Annotated in this window: 16 protein-coding genes, 2 pseudogenes and 1 riboswitch; of the genes and pseudogenes, 16 read left to right on the top strand and 2 right to left on the bottom strand. The window is 42.1% G+C overall.

What is annotated here, in order from left to right:
- Positions 1 to 82 precede the first annotated feature (82 nt).
- The 7 genes from ychF (at position 83) to recO (ending at position 12,776) form a co-directional block, all read left to right on the top strand.
- Entirely contained in the window at positions 83 to 1,183 is a 1,101-nt protein-coding gene (ychF, locus tag DWY31_RS09290) for a redox-regulated ATPase YchF (protein ID WP_021859910.1), read from the top strand.
- 44 nt (positions 1,184 to 1,227) lie between these two features.
- Positions 1,228 to 2,136, top strand: a complete 909-nt coding sequence (gene lgt, locus DWY31_RS09285) for a prolipoprotein diacylglyceryl transferase (protein WP_118520206.1) — start codon at positions 1,228 to 1,230, stop codon at positions 2,134 to 2,136.
- Between the two features lie 82 nt (positions 2,137 to 2,218).
- Complete coding sequence (nifJ, locus tag DWY31_RS09280; protein ID WP_118520205.1) at positions 2,219 to 5,755, top strand: pyruvate:ferredoxin (flavodoxin) oxidoreductase; 3,537 nt, start codon at positions 2,219 to 2,221, stop codon at positions 5,753 to 5,755.
- Positions 5,756 to 5,958: 203 nt separating this feature from the next.
- Positions 5,959 to 6,128: riboswitch (Lysine riboswitch) on the top strand.
- Positions 6,129 to 6,249: 121 nt separating this feature from the next.
- Positions 6,250 to 7,884 carry a Na+/H+ antiporter NhaC family protein gene (locus DWY31_RS09270; RefSeq protein ID WP_118520204.1) on the top strand — a complete coding sequence of 545 codons (1,635 nt, stop codon included), beginning with the start codon at positions 6,250 to 6,252 and terminating at the stop codon, positions 7,882 to 7,884.
- 133 nt (positions 7,885 to 8,017) lie between these two features.
- Entirely contained in the window at positions 8,018 to 10,966 is a 2,949-nt protein-coding gene (locus tag DWY31_RS09265) for an insulinase family protein (protein ID WP_118520203.1), read from the top strand.
- Positions 10,959 to 11,855 carry a GTPase Era gene (gene era / locus DWY31_RS09260; RefSeq protein ID WP_118288743.1) on the top strand — a complete coding sequence of 299 codons (897 nt, stop codon included), beginning with the start codon at positions 10,959 to 10,961 and terminating at the stop codon, positions 11,853 to 11,855. The genes DWY31_RS09265 and era overlap by 8 nt, the downstream gene beginning before the upstream one ends.
- A gap of 177 nt (positions 11,856 to 12,032) precedes the next feature.
- Positions 12,033 to 12,776: a DNA repair protein RecO gene (gene recO, locus DWY31_RS09250; protein WP_118520202.1), complete on the top strand. Its 744-nt coding sequence runs from the start codon at positions 12,033 to 12,035 to the stop codon at positions 12,774 to 12,776.
- A gap of 181 nt (positions 12,777 to 12,957) precedes the next feature.
- Here recO and DWY31_RS14515 read toward each other — a convergent pair.
- Positions 12,958 to 13,442: pseudogene (locus DWY31_RS14515) on the bottom strand (penicillin-binding Tp47 domain C-containing protein).
- A 273-nt stretch (positions 13,443 to 13,715) separates the two neighbouring features.
- On the opposite strand from DWY31_RS14515, the gene DWY31_RS09240 reads away from it, so the two are divergent.
- The 4 genes and pseudogenes from DWY31_RS09240 to DWY31_RS09225 all read left to right on the top strand — a co-directional run bounded on the left by DWY31_RS09240 (position 13,716) and on the right by DWY31_RS09225 (position 16,948).
- On the top strand, positions 13,716 to 14,804 hold the full coding sequence (locus DWY31_RS09240) for an FAD:protein FMN transferase (RefSeq protein WP_243059941.1): 1,089 nt from the start codon (positions 13,716 to 13,718) through the stop codon (positions 14,802 to 14,804).
- 20 nt (positions 14,805 to 14,824) lie between these two features.
- Complete coding sequence (locus tag DWY31_RS09235; RefSeq protein ID WP_118520200.1) at positions 14,825 to 15,037, top strand: hypothetical protein; 213 nt, start codon at positions 14,825 to 14,827, stop codon at positions 15,035 to 15,037.
- Between the two features lie 41 nt (positions 15,038 to 15,078).
- A pseudogene (locus DWY31_RS09230) lies at positions 15,079 to 15,492 on the top strand (FMN-binding protein); the annotation flags it as partial.
- Between the two features lie 55 nt (positions 15,493 to 15,547).
- Positions 15,548 to 16,948 carry a glycine--tRNA ligase gene (locus DWY31_RS09225; protein WP_021859921.1) on the top strand — a complete coding sequence of 467 codons (1,401 nt, stop codon included), beginning with the start codon at positions 15,548 to 15,550 and terminating at the stop codon, positions 16,946 to 16,948.
- Positions 16,949 to 17,107: 159 nt separating this feature from the next.
- Here DWY31_RS09225 and sstT read toward each other — a convergent pair whose 3' ends face one another.
- Positions 17,108 to 18,346 (bottom strand): serine/threonine transporter SstT, encoded by a 1,239-nt coding sequence (gene sstT / locus DWY31_RS09220; protein ID WP_118520198.1) that lies wholly within the window; start codon positions 18,344 to 18,346, stop codon positions 17,108 to 17,110.
- Positions 18,347 to 18,714: 368 nt separating this feature from the next.
- Between sstT and tdh the strand changes: the two genes are divergently transcribed.
- From tdh to DWY31_RS13940, 5 genes are all read left to right on the top strand, one after another.
- Positions 18,715 to 19,755, top strand: coding sequence for an L-threonine 3-dehydrogenase (gene tdh, locus DWY31_RS09215; protein WP_117538279.1), 1,041 nt, complete (start codon positions 18,715 to 18,717; stop codon positions 19,753 to 19,755).
- A 21-nt stretch (positions 19,756 to 19,776) separates the two neighbouring features.
- Positions 19,777 to 20,979 (top strand): glycine C-acetyltransferase, encoded by a 1,203-nt coding sequence (locus tag DWY31_RS09210; RefSeq protein WP_021859923.1) that lies wholly within the window; start codon positions 19,777 to 19,779, stop codon positions 20,977 to 20,979.
- A gap of 289 nt (positions 20,980 to 21,268) precedes the next feature.
- Positions 21,269 to 22,666: an aminopeptidase gene (locus tag DWY31_RS09205; protein ID WP_118520196.1), complete on the top strand. Its 1,398-nt coding sequence runs from the start codon at positions 21,269 to 21,271 to the stop codon at positions 22,664 to 22,666.
- A 103-nt stretch (positions 22,667 to 22,769) separates the two neighbouring features.
- On the top strand, positions 22,770 to 25,400 hold the full coding sequence (gene ppdK, locus DWY31_RS09200; RefSeq protein WP_117538247.1) for a pyruvate, phosphate dikinase: 2,631 nt from the start codon (positions 22,770 to 22,772) through the stop codon (positions 25,398 to 25,400).
- Between the two features lie 303 nt (positions 25,401 to 25,703).
- Positions 25,704 to 26,057 (top strand): hypothetical protein (locus DWY31_RS13940; RefSeq protein ID WP_158575506.1); only part of this gene is annotated, 354 nt, incomplete at its 3' end.

Below are 26,057 nucleotides of genomic sequence, written 5' to 3'. Positions count from 1 at the left end.
GGCCCACTAAATGGCCCACTTGCAAAAATAAGTATGCTGAAATCCCTTGAAATCAAAGGATTTATAGGAGGAAATAGAGAAAATGAAATTAGGAATCGTAGGACTTCCAAATGTAGGAAAAAGTACATTATTTAACTCATTAACAAAAGCAGGAGCAGAGTCCGCAAACTATCCGTTCTGCACGATTGATCCGAACGTCGGCGTCGTTACCGTGCCGGATGAGAGACTGAATGTTCTGGGAGAGATGTATCATACAAAGAAGATCATTCCGGCGGCAATCGAATTTGTTGATATTGCGGGTCTTGTTAAGGGAGCATCCAAAGGAGAGGGACTTGGCAACCAGTTCCTCGCAAATATCCGTGAAGTAGATGCAATTGTACATGTTGTCAGATGTTTTGAGGATAGCAATATTGTACATGTAGACGGAAGTGTAGATCCACTGCGGGATATCGAGACGATCAATTTGGAACTGATTTTTTCTGATCTGGAGATCCTGGAGCGTAGAATTGCAAAGACTACAAAAGTTGCAAGAAATGACAAGACAGCAGCGAAAGAACTTGCACTGTTAGAGAAGATCAAAGCACATCTGGAAGATAACCGTCTTGCGAAGACATTTGACGGAGCAGAAGATGAAGAAGAGGAAGAGTGGTTAAAGAGCTACAATCTTCTGACATACAAACCGGTTATTTATGCAGCAAATGTTGCAGAAGATGATCTGGCAGATGACGGAGCAAATAACAAGGGCGTGCAGGAAGTAAGAGAATACGCAGCAAAAGAGCAAAGTGAAGTATTTGTTGTATGTGCACAGATTGAACAGGAGATTGCAGAGCTGGATGATGATGAGAAGAAGATGTTCTTAGAGGATCTCGGATTAACAGAATCCGGACTGGAAAAACTGATCAAAGCCAGCTACAAGCTGCTCGGACTGATCAGCTATCTGACAGCCGGCGAGCCGGAAGTCCGTGCATGGACGATTACAAAAGGAACAAAAGCACCGCAGGCAGCAGGTAAAATCCACACAGACTTTGAACGAGGATTTATCCGTGCAGAGGTTGTATCTTACGATGATCTGATGGAATGCGGAAGCCATACAGCAGCAAAAGAAAAAGGACTGATCCGCCTGGAAGGAAAAGATTACGTTGTCCAGGATGGAGACATCATGCTGTTCAGATTTAACGTTTAAGAGAAATAATAAAAGGAAAAGTTAAGAAGGGAAGAAAACAGAACATGCATAAAACCATTGATTTTCCCAATCTTGGTATCCACTTGAAAAATGTGGGCAATCACATTTCTATAGGTGGTTTTGATATTGCTTTTTATGGAATAATTATTGGCCTGGGTATTCTGGTAGGAATCTTGATCGCAGCAGCCGAAGCGAAACGGACGAAACAGAATTCGGAGACCTATTTTGATCTGGCACTTTATGCAGTCGTATTTGCGATTATTGGTGCACGCGCATATTATGTGGTATTTTCCTGGAATATGTACAAAAATGATCTGAAAAGTATCCTGAATATCCGGGAGGGTGGCCTGGCGATTTACGGTGGTGTGATCGCAGCTGTGATTACAGTTGTTGTATTTGCAAAAGTTAAGAAATTATCGGCGGCGGTGCTGTTCGATACTGCCAGCCTGGGACTGGTGGCAGGACAGATGATCGGACGCTGGGGTAATTTCTTCAACCGGGAAGCATTCGGAGAATATACGAATGGCTTATTCGCAATGAAACTTCCGACGGATGCAGTACGCCCGTCGGATATTACTGATTTAATGCGCAGACATATGCAGTACAAAAATGGAACGTCATACATTCAGGTGCACCCGACATTTCTGTATGAATCACTCTGGTGTCTGATGGTGCTGTTCATCATGCTGTTATACCGCAGACACAAAAAGTTTAATGGAGAGGTATTCTTAGTATATCTGTTCGGATATGGGCTGGGACGCGTCTGGATTGAGGGACTCAGAACAGATCAGTTACTGTTTTCGGGCACATCGATCCCGGTATCGCAGGTACTTGCAGGAACGCTTGTAATTGTTTCGGCATCACTGATTATATTCTGGCATATCCGGCAAAAAAGAATGGAAAATGAACAGGTTGTACAGGAAAAGGAACAAAATAACAGAGAGAATTACTAGACTTTTAAATATAATCGGACTATAATAAATATACACGTCAAAATACAGTGATATGTACAAAATTTAAGGAGGAACAACAAAAATGGCAAGAAAAATGAAGACCATGGATGGTAACCAGGCTGCAGCTCATGCATCATATGCATATACAGAAGTTGCTGCAATTTACCCTATCACACCATCATCTGTTATGCCAGAACATGTAGATGAATGGGCAACAGAAGGAAGAAAGAACATATTTGGACAGACTGTTCAGGTAACAGAGATGCAGTCAGAGGCAGGTGCTGCAGGAGCTGTACACGGATCTCTTTCCGCTGGAGCTTTAACAACAACATTTACAGCATCTCAGGGATTATTGTTGATGATTCCTAACTTATATAAAGTAGCTGGAGAACAGCTTCCGGGTGTATTTAACGTATCTGCTCGTGCACTTGCTAGTCATGCACTGAACATTTTCGGAGATCACTCAGATGTTTACGCCTGTCGTCAGACTGGTGCTGCAATGCTTTGCGAATCCAGTGTACAGGAAGTAATGGACTTAACACCAGTTGCACACTGTGCAGCATTAAAAGGAAAACTTCCATTCATCAACTTCTTTGATGGATTCCGTACTTCTCACGAGATCCAGAAAATTGAGACATGGGATTACGAAGATCTGAAAGATCTGGTAGATATGGATGCAATCGATGAGTTCAGAAATCATGCACTGAATCCAAATCATCCATGCCAGAGAGGTTCTGCTCAGAACCCGGATATTTTCTTCCAGGCAAGAGAAGCATGTAACCCATATTATGATGCTATGCCGGCAATCGTTCAGGAGTACATGGACAAAGTTAATGCTAAGATCGGAACAGATTACAAACTGTTTAACTACTACGGAGCTGCTGATGCTGAGAAAGTTATCATCGCTATGGGTTCTGTATGTGATACAATTGAAGAGACAATCGATTACTTAACAGCAGCAGGCGAGAAAGTCGGAGTTGTTAAAGTACGTCTGTACAGACCATTCTGCGCACAGGCACTCATCGATGCAATTCCGGATACTGTTAAATACATCAATGTACTTGACAGAACAAAAGAGCCAGGAGCACAGGGAGAGCCATTATACCTCGATGTTGTTTCTGCATTAAAAGGATCTAAATTCGATGCAATTCCGGTTAACGGAGGACGTTACGGATTAGGATCTAAAGATACAACACCTGCACAGATCGTTGCAGTATTTGAGAACGCAGACAAAGACAGATTTACAATCGGTATCAACGATGATGTTACAAATCTTTCTCTTGAAGTTGGTGCACCACTGGTTACAACACCGGAAGGAACAATCAACTGTAAGTTCTGGGGACTTGGAGCTGACGGTACCGTAGGAGCTAACAAGAACTCTATTAAGATTATCGGTGACAATACAGATATGTATGCACAGGCTTACTTCGATTATGACTCTAAAAAGTCTGGCGGTGTTACAATGTCTCACTTGCGTTTCGGTAAGAAGCCAATCAAATCTACTTACCTGATCCACAAGGCAAACTTTGTAGCATGTCACAACCCATCTTATGTTAATAAATACAACATGGTTCAGGAATTAGTTGACGGAGGAACATTCCTTCTGAACTGTTCATGGGATATGGAAGGTCTTGAGAAACATTTACCGGGACAGGTAAAAGCATTCATTGCTGACCATAATATCAAATTCTACACAATTGATGGTATTAAGATTGGTAAAGAGATCGGACTTGGCGGACGTATCAATACAGTCCTTCAGTCAGCGTTCTTCAAACTGGCATCTATCATTCCGGAAGAAGAAGCAATCGAGCTGATGAAGAAAGCAGCAAAAGCTACGTACGGAAGAAAAGGTGACAAGATTGTACAGATGAATTACGATGCAATCGATGCCGGTGCAAAACAGGTTGTTGAGATTGAAGTTCCGGAATCTTGGAAATCTTGTGAAGACGAAGGATTATTCACACCGGAAGTTAAAGGTGGAAAAGACGACGTTGTAGCATTTGTTAAGAATGTTCAGTCTAAAGTAAATGCACAGGAGGGTAATAACCTGCCGGTATCTACATTTACAGATTATGCAGATGGTTCTACACCGTCAGGTAGTGCAGCATATGAGAAACGTGGTATCGCAGTAGATATCCCGGTATGGCAGTCAGAGAACTGTATCCAGTGTAACCGTTGTGCATACGTTTGTCCGCATGCAGTTATCCGTCCGGTAGCTCTTACAGAGGATGAACTTGCAAAGGCTCCGGAAGGAACAAAAGCAATTGATATGATTGGTATGCCTGGAATGAAATTCACAATGACTGTATCAGCTTATGACTGTACAGGATGTGGATCTTGTGTAAACGTTTGCCCAGGTAAGAAGGGTGAGAAAGCTCTTGTTATGGCAAACATGGAAGAGAATGCTAAAGAACAGGATGTATTTGACTTCGGACGTGAGATCGAAGTAAAACCAGAAGTTGTAGCTAAATTCAAAGCTAACACTGTTAAGGGAAGCCAGTTCAAACAGCCACTGCTTGAGTTCTCAGGAGCTTGTGCAGGATGTGGAGAAACTCCTTATGCAAAATTGATCACTCAGTTATTCGGTGACAGAATGTACATCGCTAACGCAACAGGATGTTCTTCTATCTGGGGTAACTCTTCACCGTCTACACCATATACAATAAACGAGAAAGGACAGGGACCGGCTTGGTCTAACTCACTGTTCGAAGACAACGCAGAGTTTGGATATGGTATGTTGCTTGCTCAGAAAGCAATCAGAAAGAGACTGAAAGAAGAAGTAGAAGCTGTAGCTGCAAGCGACAAGGCTTCAGAGGCAGCAAAAGCTGCTTGCCAGGAATACCTGGATACATTTAACTGCGGAGTTACAAACGGAGATGCTACAGACAAATTAGTTGCAGCATTAGACGGATGTGACTGTGACACATGCAAAGATATTGTTAAAAACAAAGACTTCCTTGCTAAGAAATCCCAGTGGATTTTCGGTGGTGACGGATGGGCTTACGATATCGGATTCGGTGGAGTTGACCACGTGTTAGCAAGTGGTGAAGACATCAACGTCATGGTATTTGATACAGAAGTTTACTCTAATACAGGTGGACAGTCTTCTAAAGCTACTAAGACTGGTGCTACAGCTCAGTTCGCAGCAGGCGGAAAAGAAACTAAGAAGAAAGACCTTGCAAGCATGGCAATGAGCTACGGATATGTATACGTTGCACAGATTGCTATGGGTGGAGACTTCAACCAGACTGTTAAAGCAATTTCAGAGGCTGAGGCTTATCCGGGACCATCACTGATCATTGCATACGCTCCATGTATCAACCATGGTATCAAGAAAGGTATGAGCAAAGCTCAGACAGAGGAGCAGTTAGCAGTAGAATGTGGATACTGGAACAACTTCAGATTCAATCCTGCAGCAGAAGGCAACAAGTTCACTCTGGACAGCAAAGAGCCTAAGGAAGAAGATTATCAGGCATTCCTTGACGGAGAAGTTCGTTACAATGCCTTGAAGAGAGCTAATCCGGAGAAGGCTGCAAGACTGTTCGCTAAGAACGAGGCTGAGGCTATGGAAAGATATGATTATCTGAAGAAACTGATCACTCTGTACGGAGAAGAATAAGATTTGACAAGAAGATCATAAAGCATATAAGAATGTGGCAGTCATTTATGGCTGCCACATTTTTGCATGTTATAGCGACGAGGAAAATCTGCCATTCTTGCATGGCAGATTTTGACGATCACTGATAAAAAGATCACTGATAAAAAAATAATAGTTGTTGACATCAGCGAAGAAAAATGTAAAAATAGAGAATGTGAATAACAGAACTTGATAGAGGTGCGGATTTCATCAGTAAGGAAGAACGATAGTTTGGAAGACTGTTCTTTCAGAAAGGGGGATTTGCCGAAGGAGTCAGATATTCCGGATCTGATTTCTGGGACGCAGACAGAAGATGTTGCGTACTGTCACAGGAATGTGGAGCGCTATCACAGTATGAGAGTCGAAGAAGAGAATTTATATTTGAGAATTGACGATTATGCCATGAACGCGCAGAAAAGATGTGTTGTTCATGGCATTTTTTTAGCAAATAAAAGGAAGAAAAGAGAGGAAAAAAGATGAGAGGAAGAAAAAAAGTCTGGATGACAACCATGCTGTTGACTTTATCTGTTTTAGGAAGTTCACTGACAGTATTTGCTTCAGATGGAAAAGCAAAATATGTACCGGATATGTATGCGTCGATATATTCGTTAATTCCACCGGTGGTGGCAATCGTGCTTGCATTAATTACAAAGGAAGTGTACAGTTCCCTATTTGTTGGTATTTTAATCGGAGGTGTTTTTTGGTCAGGGTTCCGCTTTGAGAAGACAATCACCCATGTATTCCAGGATGGTATCGTAGGAGTGCTGTCTGACAGCTATAACGTTGGTATTTTAGTATTTTTAGTTGTACTTGGAATTATGGTATGTATGATGAACAAAGCCGGAGGATCAGCAGCGTTCGGACGTTGGGCAAGTAAACACATTAAAACAAGAGTAGGTGCACAGCTTACAACAATTTTACTTGGAGTACTGATCTTCATTGATGATTATTTTAACTGTCTGACAGTCGGAAGTGTTATGAGACCGGTAACGGATCAGCATAATGTATCCAGAGCAAAGCTGTCTTATCTGATCGATGCAACTGCAGCGCCGGTTTGTATCATTGCACCGATTTCTTCATGGGCAGCGGCAGTAACCGGATTTGTAAAAGGAGAAGACGGATTTTCAATCTTTATCCGTGCAATTCCTTATAATTTCTATGCGATCCTGACAGTTGTAATGATGGTAGCAATCGTAGTCCTGAAGTTTGATTACGGCCCGATGAAACTGCATGAGAAAAATGCAGTAAAAGGCGATCTGTATACGACAGAAGACAGACCATATGCAACAGCAGAAAATGAGATGGAAGAAGGAAAGGGAAACGTAATCGACCTTGTTCTTCCGATTCTTGTATTGATCGTATGTTGTATTATCGGAATGATCTATACCGGTGGGTTTTTCAGTGGAACCGGGTTTGTGAAAGCATTTTCGGGAAGTGATGCATCGGTTGGACTGATGCTTGGAAGTTTCTTCGCATTTATTATTACAGTTATTTTTTATGCAGTGCGAAGAGTATTATCTTTCAGCGATTCCATGTCCTGTGTACCGGAAGGATTTAAGGCGATGGTTCCGGCTATCCTGATCCTGACATTTGCATGGACTTTAAAGGCAATGACAGACAGCCTTGGGGCAGCTGAATTTGTTGCAAATGGAATGCAAAAAGCAGCCGGAGGACTGGTAAGTCTACTGCCTGCAATTATCTTCCTGGTAGGATGTTTCCTTGCATTTGCAACCGGAACTTCATGGGGAACTTTCGGAATCCTGATTCCGATTGTTGTAGCTGTATTTTCGGGAACGAATGAGCAGATGATGATCATCTCTATTTCAGCATGTATGGCTGGAGCTGTATGCGGAGATCACTGCTCACCGATTTCCGATACGACGATCATGGCGTCGGCGGGTGGCCAGTGTAATCATGTCAATCATGTAACGACACAGCTTCCGTATGCGATTACAGCAGCGATTGTTTCATGCGTATCTTATGTAATCGCCGGATTTGTGAGAAATCCATTTATCTGTCTGCCGGTTTCTATCGTGCTGATGATCGGCACACTGCTGGTGATTCGCCAGGTTACACGAGAGCCGGATTATGGTGATCTGAGCAAATATTAAACGAAAACCAGATAAGGGATATAGAAAAGTGAGGTGATATCGCCTCACTTTTGTTATTTCTTTGTATAGAAAGAAAAAAGATGGTATAATAATCAGATAGAGTGTGCAATGAAAGGAGTCGAAGAGAGCTTATATGAATAAAAATGATGTGAAGGCTTATGAATTACTGCAGACAAAGGAATTAAAAGGAATCCATTCTGTGGGATATTTACTCAGACATAAAAAAAGTGGGGCGAGAGTCCTTTTAATAGAGAATGATGATGACAACAAAGTGTTTCAGATCGGATTTCGTACACCACCGTCGGACAGCACCGGTGTACCACATATTATGGAACATTCTGTATTGTGCGGATCAAAGAATTTCCCGGCAAAAGATCCATTTGTAGAACTGGTAAAAGGATCATTGAATACATTTCTGAATGCGATGACATATCCGGACAAGACCGTATATCCAGTCGCAAGTTGCAACGACAAAGACTTTCAGAACCTGATGCATATTTATATGGATGCTGTGCTTTATCCGAATATTTATAAGCATGAGGAGATATTCTGTCAGGAAGGCTGGAGCTACCGGATGCCTTCAAAAGATGAGCCGCTGACGTATAATGGTGTCGTATACAATGAGATGAAAGGTGCATTTTCCTCTCCGGAAGGTGTGCTGGATCGAGTAGTACTGAATACATTGTTTCCGGATACATCCTATGCAAATGAATCCGGTGGAGATCCGGACGTGATTCCGAAACTGACTTATGAACAGTTCCTTGATTTCCACAGAACTTATTATCATCCATCCAACAGCTATATTTATCTGTATGGAAATATGGATATGGCAGAGAAGCTGAACTGGCTGGATGAGATGTATCTGAGCAAATTTGAAGCGAAAGAGATCGATTCAGCAATCCGCCTGCAGAAGCCGTTTGCGGAGATGGCTGAAAAGGAGCTAACGTACTCTGTCGGCAGTGAGGAGTCGGAAGAAGAGAATACCTTCCTGTCTTATAATAAAGTTATTGGAACAAGTCTTGATCCGAAGCTATATCTTGCTTTTGAGATTCTGGATTATGCATTGTTATCAGCGCCGGGTGCACCGCTGAAACAGGCATTGACGGACGCAGGAATCGGAAAAGATATTATGGGATCTTATGACAATGGTATTTATCAGCCGATCTTTTCTGTAATTTCTAAAAATGCAAATGCAGACCAGAAGGAAGCATTTGTTGCGAAGATTGAAGAGGTGTTTACAGATCTTGTTAAGAACGGAATTGATAAGAAAGCGCTGGAGGCGGGGATTAATTATCAGGAATTTCGTTATCGTGAAGCGGATTTTGGAAACTATCCGAAAGGACTTATGTATGGCTTACAGATGATGGACAGCTGGCTGTATGATGACAATGAACCGTTCATGCATATTGAAGCGCTGGATACATTTGAATTTCTGAAAGAACAGATCGGGACCGGGTATTATGAAGAACTGATCCAAAAATACATCCTTGATAATACGCATGGTGCGGTCGTAGTTGTAAAACCGGAGAAGGGACGCACAGCAAAACTGGAGAAAGAATTAGAAGATAAACTGGAATCATATAAGCAGAGTTTAAGTGAAGAGGAGCAGGAACAGCTGGTTGTAAATACGAAGGCACTGGAAACTTACCAGTCAGAAGAAGATTCACCGGAAGATCTGGAGAAGATACCGGTTTTAAAAAGAGAAGATATTTCCAGAAAAATCCAGCCGATTATTAATGAAGAGATGAGGCTTGCGGATGTGCCGGTTATTTTCCATGAAATTGAAACGAACGGAATTGGATATGCAGATATTCTCTTTGATATGTCGGATGTGCAGGAGGAAGACCTTCCGTATGTTGGTATTTTACAGTCAGCGCTTGGCGTGATCGATACGAAGAAGCATGGATATGGAGAACTTTTTAATGAGATTAACATGCATACTGGTGGTATTGCAACATCATTGGAATTATACAATGATGTTACAAAAGTAAAGGAAAAGGAATTTAAAGCTACATTTGAGATCAAAACGAAAGCCCTATATGACAAGCTCCCGTTTGCATTTGATATGATGGGTGAGATCCTGACAGAGTCCTGCCTGGATGATACAAAGCGTATGAAAGAAATCCTTGCCATGTTAAAATCCAGACTTCTGATGAAGTTCCAGTCTTCCGGGCATACAACGGCAGCACTTCGTGCATTGTCTTATGCATCTCCGTCAGCGAAACTTAAAGATATGACAAATGGCGTAGATTTCTTCCGCAAGGTAGACTGGCTGGATACACATTTTGAAGAAGAGAAAGAACATTTATCGGAAAAATTAAAAGAACTGTCAGTGAAGCTGTTCCGGGCAGATCGTATGATGCTTAGTTACACAGCCGCAGGCGAAGGTTTGAAGGGCTTTGAAAAAATGGTGCAGTCTCTGAAAGACAGATTGTATACAGAGCCGGTGGAAGAGACACCGTGCATTATTCACTGTGAGAAGAAGAACGAAGGATTCCGTACTGCTTCCAAAGTACAGTATGTGGCAAAAACCGGTAATTTTATTGAACGGGGAGAAGAATATACAGGAGCATTACAGATATTAAAAGTAATCTTAAGTTATGAATATCTGTGGCAGAATATCCGTGTAAAAGGTGGTGCATATGGCTGTATGAGCAACTTTAACCGTATCGGTGAAGGTTATTTTGTCTCTTACCGTGATCCGAATCTGAAACGGACACTGGATGTGTATGAAGGTGTTGTAGATTATGTGAAGAATTTTACAGTTTCTGACCGTGATATGACGAAATACATTATCGGAACGATGAGCAATCTGGATCAGCCGATGACGCCTTCTGCAAAAGGTGAACGTTCCATGAATCTTTATATGAATAAAGTAAACGAAGACATGGTTCGGAAAACAAGAGAAGAAGTACTGGATGCAACGCAGGAGGATATCCGCAGGCTGGCACCGGTACTGGAAGCAATCCTTTCGGCAGACCAGATCTGTGTTATTGGAAGTGAAGAAAAGATTGAAGAAGCAAAAGACCTGTTCCAGACAGTGACAAGTTTCCAGAATGAAGGGGAAAAGGAAGATGAATAATAAATATAAATCAGGATTTGTAACTCTGATCGGACGTCCGAATGTTGGAAAGTCCACACTAATGAATTATCTGATCGGTCAGAAGATCGCGATCACATCCAAGAAACCGCAGACGACAAGAAACCGGATTCAGACTGTACTTACAAGAGAAGATGGACAGATTATTTTCGTCGATACACCAGGAATCCACAAAGCAAAAAATAAACTTGGAGAATATATGGTAAATGTTGCAGAACGGACGTTAAATGAAGTAGACGTTGTTCTCTGGCTTGTAGAACCGACAACATTTATCGGAGCAGGAGAGCAGCATATTGCCAGCCAGCTTAAGAAGGTAAAGACGCCGGTTGTACTTGTTATCAATAAAACAGACAGTGTAAAGAAAGAAGATATCTTACCTGCAATTGCAGCATATAAAGATGTGTATGATTTCGCTGACATCGTGCCGGTGTCAGCAAGGAGCGGAGATAACACGGAAGAGTTGTTGAAAGTAGTGATGAAATATCTTCCTTACGGACCACAGTTCTATGATGAAGATACGATTACAGACCAGCCGGAGCGTCAGATCGTAGCAGAACTGATCCGTGAGAAAGCACTGCACAGTCTGAATGAAGAGATTCCACATGGAATCGCAGTTGCGATCGATCAGATGAAAAAACGCGGAAAAGTTATGCACATTGACGCAACGATTATCTGTGAGAGAGATTCGCACAAGGGGATAATTATTGGAAAACAAGGAAATATGTTGAAAAAAATCGGAAGTACTGCCCGTTATGAGATTGAAAAAATGCTGGATTGCCAGGTAAATCTCAAGCTTTGGGTAAAAGTAAAGAAGGACTGGAGAGACAGTGAGTTTCTGATGAAAAATTTTGGATACCGGGAAGAAGAATAGGAAAGGGTATCTTCTGGAGAACCTAATCTGTAAATACCAGATGAGGTGAGAAGATGGAAGAAATGTACTGGGACCGTTTCCGGAAGACGGGGAAGATAACCGATTATTTATATTACCGGGGCATGCAAATCTGTGCATGTGCAGAGAAAGAACAGAACCGGAAAGGTGAGAAAGAATATGAATCAGATTACGGTGACAGGCATGGTGCTTGCTCAGACGTCGATAGGAGAATATGACAGACGTGTAGTAATTCTGAGTAAAGAAAGGGGCAAGATCGCAGCATTTGCCAGAGGCGCGAGAAGACCAAACAGCGCACTGGTCGGTGTGACAAGCCCTTTCTCTTTTGGACAGTTTACTGTATATGAAGGGCGTACATCGTATACGCTGGTGTCGGCGTCCATTTCCAATTATTTTGAAGAACTGCGCACGGATGTAGAGGGCGCTTATTATGGCTTTTATTTTATGGATTTAGCAAATTATTATGCAAGAGAAGCCAATGATGAGACTTTGTTACTGAAGCTTTTATATCAGACATTTCGTGCACTTGTGAATACCAGAATCCCGAATCAGCTGATCCGTTATATTTATGAATTAAAGGTCATCAGTATCAATGGAGAAGGACCGCAGGTGTTTGAATGTATCGGTTGTGGGGACAGAGAACAGGAGAAAGTATTCAGTATCCGCCGTGGTGGTCTTTTATGCCGACAGTGTGCCGCTCATGTGACGGACGGAAGAAAACTGAGTGCTTCTACGCTGTATGCAATGCAGTATATCATAGCCTCACCTGTGGAGAAGCTTTATACGTTTCTTGTGAAGGAAGATGTGCTGAAAGAGCTGGGAGACGTTGTGACAGCGTATATGGCAGAGTATCTTGGAAAATCATTTAAGTCACTGGAGATTCTGGAGACGTTGATTATGTAAATTGAAAATCGCCTGGATCTGAAAAGGATCCGGGCGATTTTGGCGACAGGGGAAATATTCATTCCCTGCCTTTTTTATTTTGAATGGAGGTTGATCGCTTATTTTGTAATTTTAATTTTTTTGGAAAGTCCCTTTTTCACAAGTACAGATTTGTAAGATTTTAATTTAGAAGCAGGAACTTTCACTTTTGTTTTCTTGTAGTTAGAAGCACCAAGTTTTGTAAATCAACGAGTGCTTTTAACTGCGTGTCATCACCTTTTGTGTTATCGTCTACAACGATGTTATCAGCAGTAGCCTGGATATTTACAGAGTAGTCTGCATAACCAAGTGCATAGATAGTAACTGTCCAGTATCCTGTTCCGTCATATCCCTGTGGGAACTGGCAGCAAATTTAGTACCATATGTCTGTACCGGTTTGCTGTATGTAGAATCATTTCCATAGTAAGTCCATTTTACAGCCTGCATTCTGGAACCAAGAGCTCCATAACCATTTCCGTTAAAGTCAACTCTTAAGAATTCACCGTAAGCACCATCTGCCGGTTTTACAGTCATTTCAATATCAGATGCTGTCAACTGTGCAGTATCTGCGATTCCGGAATCTGTTCCAGTCTGGCGTGCACTAAAGGTAAAAGAATCGGTAGAAGCATTGTAAGCAGCTGTTTTCAGACCGTTTGTGTTCTCTGTTACATTGGCTTTCAGATTATCATAAGCACTTAAATCCTTCTTGAAAAAATAGTAGTTAGCTTACGCTAACAAAAAGAATAACAGCTATTGAGAAAAGTCGCAATAAAATACAGAGAAAATGAGAGATGTTATCAAAATACAACTTAGCCTTGGCAGATAGGAAAAAAAAATATACAATAAGAGAGTTGAACAGATAAGACCGCGGATAACAGAAGGAATTCGTTGAATGATAAAAATAAAGAGGATTATATAAATATGAAAAAACAGGAATATATATACAGATGTATGCAAAAATATGTGAAACGGGCAGCGGCGGTATTCGTAATCGGATGTATGGTGACGGGACTTGCGACCGGCTGTAGTACAAATGGCAAATCAAAAGGCAGTCAGGCATCTCTTTTAAAAGAACAGACAAGAGAAGTATTTGCGATGGACACTTATATGACACTCAAAGCATATGGCAAAAATGCCGGAAAAGCGCTGGATGCTTCTGTGAAAGAGATTGAACGGATTGAAAATCTGGTATCTACCGGGAAGAAGACGAGTGAGATTGCCAGGATCAATCAGAATGGTTCAGGAAAAGTTTCTGAAGATACGATGAAATTGATCTTAAGATCAAGAGAGTTATATGAAGATACAGACGGCGCATTTGATATCACTGTGTATCCGGTGATGGAAGCATGGGGATTTACGACAGAAAAATACCGGATACCGGGCAAAACAGAACTTCAGAAACTTCTTGCCAATATGGATGCAGATAAAATTATCTGTGATGAGAAGAAAGGTACTGTAAAACTGGATCAAAAAGGAATGAAGATTGATCTTGGAGGAATTGCCAAAGGATATACTTCCGGCCGCGTTATGGAGATCATGAAAAAATATGGCGTGAAAAATGCCGTAATCAGCCTTGGCGGCAATGTACAGACGCTGAACAGCAAGCCGGATGGTTCCGCATGGCAGATTGCCGTGGAAGATCCACAAGACAAATCCAGTTATATTGGAGTATTGTCTCTTCGAAATCAGGCGGCGATTACATCGGGTGGCTATGAACGTTATTTTGAAAAGAATGGAAAGAAATATCATCATATCATTGATCCGAAGACCGGATATCCGTCAGAAAATGGATTGTCTTCGGTTACGATCGTTTCAAAAGATGGAACGCTTGCAGATGGACTGTCAACCTCGCTCTTTATTATGGGCAGAAAGAAAGCAACAACTTACTGGAAGAAACATACACAGGCATTTGATACTGTTATGGTAGAAGATGACGGAACAATCTGGGTGACGGAAGGAATTGCAGATGTGTTTTCCGGTGACAGTGGATTTAAAGTTATTCACAAATAAAGAAAAGGATAGGGTAGAGTATGAAAACTCTGAAAAAATTACAGATGATAAAACCGGTACTTCCGGCAATGTTACTTGGAATTTTCGTTATAGTGGCTGTCACCGGATACAGACCGGATGCAGGAACAGATTCCGATGGAGGAAGTTGGGTGCATAAGATTCTGGCAGCAGGAAAGCAAACGACAGAGTCCCAGACAGTGAAAGCCGGGAAAAAGGTAAAGGTTTTGATCTAAAAGATGGAAAATACACAGGCTCTGCAAATGGATATGGTGGAAAGATCACGGTGACCGTAACGATCAAGAATAAAAAGATTGTGAAGATACACATTGACAGCTCGCCGGGAGAAACGACTTCTTTCTTCAATCGTGCAAAAACGCTGACAGATCTGATGCTCCGGCAGCAGAGTACTGATGTAGATGCAGTATCAGGAGCAACCTACAGTTCCAAAGGAATTATCGGTGCAGTGAAAAATGCGTTGTATGGAACAAAATCGACAACGAAACAGGCGCCTGCATCTTTCGGGGGAAAAGGCAAGGCGAAAAAGGTCGCAAAGGTTACAGAAACCGGCAACTGTTTTCAGCATGTTCTGCTGTCCGGCGAATGTTTTGCATGTGGAAAATGTGCAGAACGGTGTCCGAGAAGAAATGCAGAACGACCGTTTCCGGGAAAATACTTGAAAAGCAAATAGTAAAAATGTATAATAAGGTACAATTACTATATTATAGAAGGCGAGGATAAGGGATATGGTAGAGAAAACTATGGACAAAATCGTAGCACTGGCAAAATCAAGAGGATTTGTATATCCGGGATCAGAGATTTACGGCGGGCTTGCGAATACATGGGACTATGGTAATCTTGGAGTAGAACTTAAGAACAATGTAAAGAAAGCATGGTGGCAGAAGTTTGTACAGGAGTCTCCATACAATGTTGGTGTGGACTGTGCAATTCTGATGAACCCACAGACATGGGTAGCAAGTGGACATCTTGGAGGATTCAGTGATCCTCTTATGGATTGTAAAGAGTGTCATGAGCGTTTCCGTGCAGATAAGATTATTGAGGACTATGCACATAAGAACGGGCTGGATATTCCGGACAGCATTGACGGATGGAGTCATGAGCAGATGGAAGGCTACATTGCAGACCATAACATTCCATGTCCGACCTGTGGAAAGCATAATTTTACAGAGATCCGTGAGTTCAACCTGATGTTTAAGACATTCCAGGGCGTAACAGAAGATGCAAAAAATGTTGTTTATTTAAGACCTGAGACAGCACAGGGAATTTTTGTAAACTTTAAGAATGTACAGCGTACATCCAGAAAGAAACTTCCATTTGGTATCTGCCAGATTGGTAAGTCATTCCGTAATGAAATTACACCTGGTAACTTTACTTTCCGTACAAGGGAGTTTGAGCAGATGGAGATGGAATTCTTCTGTGAGCCGGATACAGACCTTGAATGGCATGCATATTGGAAGAAGTTCTGTCTTGACTGGTTAGAGCAGCTTGGCTTAAAAGAAGAAGAAGTCCGTTATCGTGATCACGATCCGGAAGAGCTGAGCCATTACAGTAAAGCGACAACAGATATTGAATTCCTGTTCCCGTTCGGATGGGGAGAGTTATGGGGTATCGCAGACCGTACAGATTTCGACCTGACACAGCATCAGAATGTATCTAAACAGGATATGACTTATTTTGATGATGAGAAAAAAATCAAATATATTCCATATGTTATCGAACCGTCACTTGGAGCAGACCGTATGGTACTTGCATTCCTTTGCAGTGCTTATGATGAGGAGAATATCGGAACAGAAGAGAAGCCGGATGTCCGTACAGTACTTCATTTCCATCCGGCACTTGCACCGATTAAGATTGGTATCCTTCCGTTGTCCAAGAAACTGAATGAAGGCGCAGAAAAAGTATATGAGATTTTAAGAAAGAAATATAACTGCGAATATGATGACCGTGGAAATATCGGTAAACGCTACCGTCGTCAGGATGAGATTGGAACACCATTCTGTGTAACTTACGATTTTGATTCTGAGGAAGACGGAGCAGTTACTGTTCGTGATCGTGATACGATGGAACAGGAGAGAATTAAGATCGAAGATCTGGAAGCTTATTTCGCAGAGAAGTTTGAGTGGTAAGATTTAATAAGAGAATGCGTGGTTTCATAGAAAATCGTTAATAGAAAGGCTGCGGCATCTGATAAGATGCCACAGCCTTTCTGGCACTGTTAATGATAAAGGGAAGGCACTTGCTTGTGCAAGTCCTTCCCGACTGATAATCAAACCTAAGTAATTGTTTTAGATGTTTGCTTCTTTACTATAACGTTCTGGATGAAGTCTTCTGTCACGGAGCTCAGCAGCGGCTGTAAACAGAACGTCTGTAGAGGAGTTCAGACCTGTCTCACAAGAATCCTGGATTACACCAACAATGAAGCCGACACCAACAACCTGCATTGCAATATCAGAAGAGATACCAAACAGGCTGCATGCCATAGGAATCAGAAGCAGAGAACCACCGGCAACTCCGGAAGCTCCGGCAGCGCTGAGTGCGGCAAGAACACACATGATCAGTGCAGTTCCAAAGTCTACAGATACACCAACTGTATTGGCTGCGGATAATGCCATAACAGAGATTGTAATAGCAGCTCCAGCCATGTTGATTGTTGCACCAAGAGGAATGGATACGGAGTATGTATTCTCATCCAGTTCCATCTCTTCACAAAGCTCCATGTTAACTGGAATATTGGCTGCAGAACTTCTGGTGAAGAATGCAGTGATAAAGCTTCTTACCAGACATTTGAATACAAGCGGATATGGATTCTTGCGTGAGCAGAAGAATACGATCAGTGGATTCATAATCAGTGCTACAAATGCCATACTTCCAACAAGTACAAGAATCAGTCTTCCGTAAGATAATAATGCCTTGAGTCCGGATTCGGAAATAACATTGAAAATCAGTCCCATGATTCCGAACGGAGCGAAGCTGATTACCCATTTTACTGCGGTTGACAGAGCATTGGAAAAATCATCTAACAGATTCTTTGTTGCAGGAGATGCAGCTTTGAGTGCGATACCAAAGATACATGCCCATGCAAGAATACCGATATAATTCGCATTTACGATAGAAGCAATCGGATTGGACACAACATTGAGCAAAAGATTCTTTAATACTTCGCCTACTCCGCTCGGAGGAGTAACATCTTCTGTGGCTGCTTTTCCAAGAGTTAAAGTAACTGGGAAAAGACGGCAGGCTATAACTGCAACAAGTGCTGAGAAAAGGTTACCAAGCATATAAAGAGCTACGATAAAGCCCATGTTTGTCTTCTGCCCCTCACCCATGTGAGCAAGTGCACTCATAACAAGAAAGAAGACAAGAAGCGGAGCAATCGCCTTTAAAGCTCCGACAAATAAATCTCCAAGAATTGCAATAACAGTTACTTTTGGAATGCAAAGCCCAAGAATGATACCAACGATCAGACCGCACAGGATTCTTAATACAAGGCTTATGCTGTTCCATTTCTGAATTAAGTTTTTCATAGATCCCTTCCTTTTGCAGGTAAAAACCTGCATCCTCTCTTTCTTTTGTAATATGTTCCCCGATAGATACATCGAGCATGGAGAAGTAGGCGGTTCTTCCGTAGTGCTTTTCCATGCTCAACCTGTTGTAACGGGTTTTATTATAAAGAATAGACTATGGTTTGTAAATAGATTTCACGGAAAAAACTGTTGAAAAAGACAAAAAAATACACACAAAATGTGAAAAAAATGTCAAAGTGCACAAAAAAAGCAAGAAAAAAGTTGTATATAGAGAGAAGAGGTGTTATAATGAGACAGCAAAAATAAAAATTGTCGGGGGGACAATAGAAAACGGGAGGTTTAATACTGTGAGCGTACAAAATGATGGAATGATGTGGGCACTTGTAAAAGAAAAACCAGAAGTTGGATTATGGATGAAGAGAGTTCCGATTCCGGAAGTGGGACCGAATGATGTGAAGATTAAGATCCACAAGACAGCAATCTGTGGAACAGACGTACATATTTATCAGTGGAATGACTGGGCACAGCATACAATTCCGGTCGGACTTACTGCAGGTCATGAATATGTAGGTGAAGTTGTAGAAGTAGGACCGGGTGTGAAAGGATTCAAGATCGGTGACCTGGTATCCGGAGAAGGACATATTACATGTGGTAAATGTCGTAACTGTCTGGAAGGACACAAAGAGAACTGCAAGGATGCCAAAGGTGTCGGCGTGAATAGAAACGGAGCATTTGCAGAATATCTCGTAATCCCTGCATCTAATGTATGGCCGTGCAATCCGAATATACCGGAAGAGATGTATGCAATTTTTGATCCGTTTGGTAATGCAACACATACAGCGCTGTCTTATGATATGCTTGGTGAAGATGTACTGGTTGCAGGTGCAGGACCAATTGGTATCATGGCAGCAGCAATTGCCAAATTTGCAGGTGCAAGACATGTTGTTGTAACAGATATGAACCAGTATCGTCTGGATCTGGCTAAGAAACTGGGTGCTACCAGAACAGTAAACTTAAAAGAAGAAAAATTATCCGATGTTTTAAAAGAAATTGGCATGACAGAAGGATTTGATGTGGGACTTGAGATGTCCGGATCACAGGCAGGTCTTCATGACATGATCCATAATATGAAGCACGGTGGTAACATAGCACTGCTTGGATTACAGAGAACAGATGCAACAGTAGACCTTGAGACAGTAATCTTCAACGGACTGAATATCCGTGGAATCTACGGAAGAAAAGTATGGGATACATGGTATAAGATGTCTACGATGTTACAGGCAGGTCTGGACATTTCCGAAATTATCACACATCGTTTCGATATCAAAGACTACGAAAAAGGTTTTGAGGCAATGATTTCAGGACAGTCTGGTAAAGTAGTTCTTGACTGGGCACATGTGAATGACTAAGAAGAGAGGTAGAGAAGAAAGATGGCACGTAAAGATGATATTTTAAATATTTATACAAAAGAAGTAGAAGGCATCAAAGAGGCAGGACTGTTTAAAGGAGAAGCTCCGTTTGTTTCTCCGCAGGGTGCACGTGTGACGATGGAAGATGGAAGAGAACTTCTGTGTATGTGTGCGAACAACTATCTGGGACTTGGAGACAATCCAAGACTGATCGAAGCTGCAAAGCGTACTTATGATGAGAAAGGATACGGAGTTGCATCTGTTCGTTTCATCTGTGGTACACAGGATATCCATAAAAAGCTGGAGAAGAAGATTTCTGATTTTTTGGGAACAGATGATACAATTTTATATTCTTCATGTTTCGATGCAAATGGTGGATTATTTGAGACAATCCTGACAGCAGACGATGCAGTTATCAGTGATGAGCTGAACCATGCATCTATCATTGACGGTGTACGTCTTTGCAAAGCAAAACGTTTCCGCTATAAGAATAATAACATGGAAGATCTGGAATCTAAGTTAAAAGAGGCAGATGAAGCCGGAGCAAGAATCAAACTGATCGCAACAGACGGTGTATTCTCAATGGACGGAATTATCTGTAACCTGAAAGGTGTATGTGATCTGGCTGACAAGTACAATGCACTTGTTATGGTAGATGACAGCCATGCTGTAGGATTTGTAGGAAAGACAGGACGTGGAACTGCTGAACATTGTGGAGTGGAAGGACGTGTAGATATTATCACAGGTACTCTTGGAAAAGCACTTGGTGGAGCATCCGGCGGATATACATCAGGACGTAAAGAGATCATTGACCTGCTTCGTCAGAGAAGCCGTCCGTACCTGTTCTCCAACTCTCTTGCACCGGCTATCGCAGGCGCAAGTATTGAACTTTTTGATATGTTAGATGAGAGTACAGAGCTTAGAGATCACCTGGAAGAAGTTACAGCTTACTACAGAAAAGAACTTGTAGATAATGGCTTTGATATTATTCCGGGAACTCATCCATGTGTACCGGTTATGTTATACGACGAGAAGACTGCAGCAGAATTTGCACAGCATATGATGGAAAAAGGTGTTTATGTTGTTGCATTCTCTTATCCGGTTGTTCCGAAGGGAAAAGCAAGAATCCGTACACAGGTATGCGCAAGCCATACAAAAGAAGATATTGATTTCATCGTAAAATGCTTCAAAGAAGTAAGAGAAGAGATGGGATTGAACAAATAATATGGTATAATCCGATATATCAGACCGGGCAGAGCAAAATTAACGTTTGCTCTGCCCGGTTTTTGTGTATAATAGACAGGGAAGGATTCCCTGTCTATTATACACTCCGTGAAGGTGTGCAGAAATTCGAAGAGGAAAATGTCTGCAAGACAGACTCGAATTTCGCACCAGGACTCGAGAGCGAGCCCTGAACAGAACAGGGAAGGATTCCCTGTCTATTATACACTCCGTGAGGGTGTGCAGAAATTCGAAGAGGAAGAATAACAACTTGTGGAAGGAGCTTAAAATTATGATACGAAAAAATGCATGGAAATCTTATACAGATAGCCAAAAACAAGAATTAAACACGATCAATGAAAAATATAAAGCATGTCTGAATGCCGGAAAAACAGAGCGCGAATGTGTGAAACTTGCAGTAAAAATGCTTGAAGAAAAAGGCTATCAGTCGCTGGAAACATATAAGACAGCAAATAATAAACTGAAAACCGGTGATAAGATTTATGCAGTATGTATGGGAAAAAGTATTGCAGCATTCCAGATTGGAAAAGAGCCGCTGGAAAACGGAATGAACATTCTCGGTGCACATATAGATTCACCGCGTATTGACGTAAAACAGAATCCGCTGTATGAAAATGAAGAGCTGGCTTATTTGGATACCCATTATTATGGCGGAATTAAGAAATATCAGTGGGTAACCCTTCCGCTGGCATTACACGGTGTTGTAGCAAAAAAAGATGGAACAGTTGTAGAAATCAGCCTTGGTGAAAAGGAAGACGATCCCGTATTTGTAGTGACAGATCTTCTGATCCATCTGGCGGGAAAACAGATGGAGAAAAAAGCGAGCGCTGTTGTAGAAGGTGAAAAACTGGATTTGCTGTTCGGAAGCTGTCCGGTAGAAGAAACCCCGGATCTGGACACAGAAGAAAAAGAAGCAGTAAAAGAAAATGTACTTCAGCTTTTAAAAGAATATTATGACGTAGAGGAAGAGGATTTTGTATCCGCAGAGCTGGAAATCGTACCGGCTGGGAAAGCAAGAGACTGTGGAATTGACAGAAGTATGATCCTTTCTTATGGGCAGGATGACCGTGTGTGTGCATTTACTTCATTATTTGCAATGCTGGATGTAGAAGAGACAGAGCGTACGGCATGCTGTATCCTGGTAGATAAAGAAGAAATCGGAAGTGTGGGTGCAACAGGTATGCATTCCAGATTTTTTGAAAATGTAATTGCTGAGCTAGTTACACTGGAAAGTAGCGAATCCGACCTGAAAGTGAGAAGAGCGCTGCAGAATTCCTGCATGTTATCTTCTGATGTAAGTGCGGCATATGATCCGATGCATGCAGAAGCCTTTGAAAAAAGAAGTTCGGCATTTTTCGCAAAAGGGCTTGTATTTAATAAATTTACCGGTGCAAGAGGAAAGAGTGGATCCAATGATGCCAATGCAGAATATCTTGCAAAGATCCGTCAGGTAATGGATGCGGGAGAAGTTGCATACCAGTTTGCTGAACTTGGAAAAGTAGATGAAGGTGGCGGCGGAACAATCGCATACATTATGGCAAACTACGGAATGCAGGTTATCGACAGTGGTGTTGCGGTACTCAGTATGCATGCGCCATGGGAAGTGACAAGCAAGGCAGATGTGTACGAAGCATACAGAGGATATAAAAGCTTTCTTATAAAAATGTAGTTTTGTGTCGTGAAAGTTAATGCTGACACTTGACGAATAATAGCAAAACCAGTAAAATAGATGTGCGACTTAGAAAAAATTAGTTTTAGGAGGTCATGACAAAATGGCAAAATGGGTTTATATGTTTACAGAAGGTAACGCAACCATGAGAAACCTTCTTGGTGGAAAAGGTGCGAACCTTGCTGAAATGACAAACTTAGGTCTTCCGGTACCACAGGGCTTCACAGTAACAACAGAAGCTTGTACACAGTACTACGAAGATGGCAGACAGATCAACGATGAGATCATGGGCCAGATTATGGAAGCAATCGACAAGATGGAAGGAATCACAGGTAAGAAATTCGGAGACAAAGAGAATCCGTTACTTGTATCTGTTCGTTCCGGAGCAAGAGCTTCTATGCCTGGTATGATGGACACAATCCTGAACCTTGGATTGAACGAAGAAGTTGTAGAGACACTTTCAAAAGCTTCTGGAAATCCGCGTTGGGCTTGGGACTGCTACAGAAGATTCATTCAGATGTTCTCTGACGTAGTTATGGAAGTTGGTAAGAAATACTTCGAAGAGCTGATCGACAAGATGAAAGCTGACAGAGGTGTTAAACAGGACGTTGAACTGACAGCAGAAGATTTAAAAGAACTTGCTAACCAGTTCAAAGCAGAATATAAAGAGAAGATCGGTGCAGACTTCCCGTCTGATCCGAAGGAACAGTTAATGGAAGCAGTGAAAGCTGTATTCCGTTCATGGGATAACCCAAGAGCTAACGTATACCGTCGTGACAATGATATCCCGTATTCATGGGGAACAGCTGTTAACGTACAGATGATGGCATTTGGTAACATGGGAGATGACTGTGGAACAGGTGTTGCATTTACTCGTGACCCTGCTACAGGTGAGAACGGTCTGTTCGGTGAGTTCCTGACAAACGCTCAGGGCGAGGACGTTGTTGCCGGAGTTCGTACACCAATGCACATTTCTGAGATGGAAGAGAAATTCCCAGAAGCATTCGTACAGTTCAAACAGGTATGTGAGACACTGGAAAAACACTATAGAGATATGCAGGACATGGAGTTTACTGTAGAGCACGGTAAATTATACATGCTGCAGACACGTAATGGTAAGAGAACAGCGAAAGCTGCTCTGAAAATTGCTTGTGATCTTGTTGATGAAGGAATGAGAACAGAGGAAGAGGCTGTTGCAATGATCGATCCTCGTAACCTTGACTCTCTGCTTCACCCACAGTTCGATGCTGCTGCACTGAAAGCTGCAACACCGATGGCTAAAGCACTTGGAGCATCTCCGGGAGCTGCTTGTGGTAAGATCGTATTCACAGCTGATGATGCTGTAGAATGGGCTGCAAGAGGAGAGAAAGTTGTTCTTGTACGTCTTGAGACTTCACCGGAAGATATTACAGGTATGAAATCTGCTCAGGGTATCCTGACAGTTCGTGGTGGTATGACATCTCACGCAGCCGTAGTTGCTCGTGGAATGGGTACTTGCTGTGTATCTGGTTGTGGAGACATCACAATGGACGAAGCAAACAAGAAATTTACACTTGCCGGTAAAGAATATCATGAAGGAGATTGCATCTCTCTTGATGGTTCTACTGGTAACATTTATGACGGAATCATCCCGACTGTAGACGCTACAATCGCAGGTGAGTTCGGAAGAATCATGGGATGGGCTGATAAGTACAGAACTATGAAAGTTCGTACTAATGCTGATACACCGGCTGATGCTAAGAAAGCTCGTGAGCTTGGTGCAGAAGGTATCGGACTTTGCCGTACAGAGCATATGTTCTTCGAAGGCAACAGAATCGATGCATTCCGTGAGATGATCTGTTCTGAGACAGTAGAAGAAAGAGAAGCAGCACTTGCTAAGATCCTTCCGGAACAGCAGGGAGACTTCGAAAAATTATATGAGGCACTGGAAGGTAACCCGGTTACTATCCGTTTCCTTGATCCACCGCTTCATGAGTTCGTTCCTACAGAGGAAGAGGACATTAAGAAATTAGCTGATGCTCAGGGCAAGACTGTTGAGCAGATCAAAGCTATCATCGATGGACTTCACGAGTTCAACCCAATGATGGGACATCGTGGATGCCGTCTTGCAGTTACATATCCAGAGATTGCTAAGATGCAGACAAGCGCTGTTATCCGTGCAGCAATCAATGTTAAGAAAGCTCATCCGGATTGGAATGTTAAACCGGAGATCATGATCCCGCTTGTTGGAGATATCAAAGAGCTGAAATACGTTAAGAAATTCGTAGTTGAGACAGCTGACGCTGAGATCGCAGCAGCAGGAAGCGACCTTGAGTACGAAGTTGGTACAATGATCGAGATCCCAAGAGCTGCTCTTACAGCTGATGATATCGCTAAAGAAGCTGACTTCTTCTGCTTCGGTACTAACGACTTAACACAGATGACATACGGATTCTCTCGTGATGACGCTGGTAAGTTCTTAGATGCTTACTATGATGCTAAGATCTTCGAGAACGATCCATTTGCTAAGCTTGACCAGACAGGTGTTGGTAAACTGATGAACATGGCTATCGAATTAGGTAAGCCGGTTAATCCGAACCTTCATGTTGGTATCTGTGGAGAGCACGGTGGAGATCCATCTTCAGTTGAATTCTGCAACAAGATTGGTCTTGACTATGTATCTTGTTCACCATTCCGTGTACCGATCGCTCGTCTTGCAGCAGCACAGGCAGCAATCGCTCAGAAGAATGCGTAATTAAAGTTGAGCATTAGATAAGCATTAGATGACGAAAAGATAGAACTTGTTCTATTGATATGTTTATAATTCTTTATATGCCTGGCCTTTTTGGCCAGGCATATATTCTATATTTTATTATTCAGTAAGTGCCGGTTCCGGCACATTTTTCCAATTTTGTATTTGTTTATAAGAAAATTGAGATTTATTGATATCTATTCGCATTGAAAAAGGCTTGGTTGGGGCTTGCTGTGATGCAATGAGGTCTTGCTGTAGCTTGGTTGGGGCTTGTTGTGATGCGATGAGGTCTTGCTGTAGCTTGTTATGGTGCAATGGGGTTTTGCTGTAGCTTGGTTGGGGCTTGAGACACGCAGTGGTATCCCGGAGGTGAGAAAAGGAAGAAAAGGGATACGCAGTGGTATCCCGAAGGTGAGAAAAAGAAGAAAAGGGATACGCAGTGATATCCCGGAGGTGAGAAAAAGAAGAAAAGGGATACGCAGTGGTATCCCGAAGGTGAGAAAAGGAAGAAAAGGGATACGCAGTGGTATCCCGAAGGTGAGAAAAGGAAGAAAAGGGATACGCAGTGGTATCCCGGAGGTGAGAAAAAGAAGAAAAGGGATACGCAGTGGCATCCCGAAGGTGAGAAAAGGAAGAAAAGGGATACGCAGTGGTATCCCG

This window comes from Dorea sp. AF24-7LB (assembly GCF_003478575.1).
In the GTDB taxonomy this organism is placed as follows: domain Bacteria; phylum Bacillota; class Clostridia; order Lachnospirales; family Lachnospiraceae; genus Dorea_D; species Dorea_D hominis.
Note: the sequence above shows the minus strand (reverse complement) of the source record. Positions and strands in the feature narration are given on the sequence as shown.

Coding starts and splice junctions, on each gene's coding strand:
- tdh (WP_117538279.1), top strand. CDS start 18,715: ATGATGTGGGCACTTGTAAAAGAAAAACCAGAAGTTGGATTATGGATG.
- DWY31_RS09225 (WP_021859921.1), top strand. CDS start 15,548: ATGGTAGAGAAAACTATGGACAAAATCGTAGCACTGGCAAAATCAAGA.
- DWY31_RS09265 (WP_118520203.1), top strand. CDS start 8,018: ATGAATAAAAATGATGTGAAGGCTTATGAATTACTGCAGACAAAGGAA.
- recO (WP_118520202.1), top strand. CDS start 12,033: ATGAATCAGATTACGGTGACAGGCATGGTGCTTGCTCAGACGTCGATA.
- DWY31_RS09235 (WP_118520200.1), top strand. CDS start 14,825: ATGAAAACTCTGAAAAAATTACAGATGATAAAACCGGTACTTCCGGCA.
- lgt (WP_118520206.1), top strand. CDS start 1,228: ATGCATAAAACCATTGATTTTCCCAATCTTGGTATCCACTTGAAAAAT.
- DWY31_RS09270 (WP_118520204.1), top strand. CDS start 6,250: ATGAGAGGAAGAAAAAAAGTCTGGATGACAACCATGCTGTTGACTTTA.
- sstT (WP_118520198.1), bottom strand. CDS start 18,346: ATGAAAAACTTAATTCAGAAATGGAACAGCATAAGCCTTGTATTAAGA.
- DWY31_RS09210 (WP_021859923.1), top strand. CDS start 19,777: ATGGCACGTAAAGATGATATTTTAAATATTTATACAAAAGAAGTAGAA.
- DWY31_RS09240 (WP_243059941.1), top strand. CDS start 13,716: ATGAAAAAACAGGAATATATATACAGATGTATGCAAAAATATGTGAAA.
- nifJ (WP_118520205.1), top strand. CDS start 2,219: ATGGCAAGAAAAATGAAGACCATGGATGGTAACCAGGCTGCAGCTCAT.
- DWY31_RS09205 (WP_118520196.1), top strand. CDS start 21,269: ATGATACGAAAAAATGCATGGAAATCTTATACAGATAGCCAAAAACAA.
- ychF (WP_021859910.1), top strand. CDS start 83: ATGAAATTAGGAATCGTAGGACTTCCAAATGTAGGAAAAAGTACATTA.
- ppdK (WP_117538247.1), top strand. CDS start 22,770: ATGGCAAAATGGGTTTATATGTTTACAGAAGGTAACGCAACCATGAGA.
- era (WP_118288743.1), top strand. CDS start 10,959: ATGAATAATAAATATAAATCAGGATTTGTAACTCTGATCGGACGTCCG.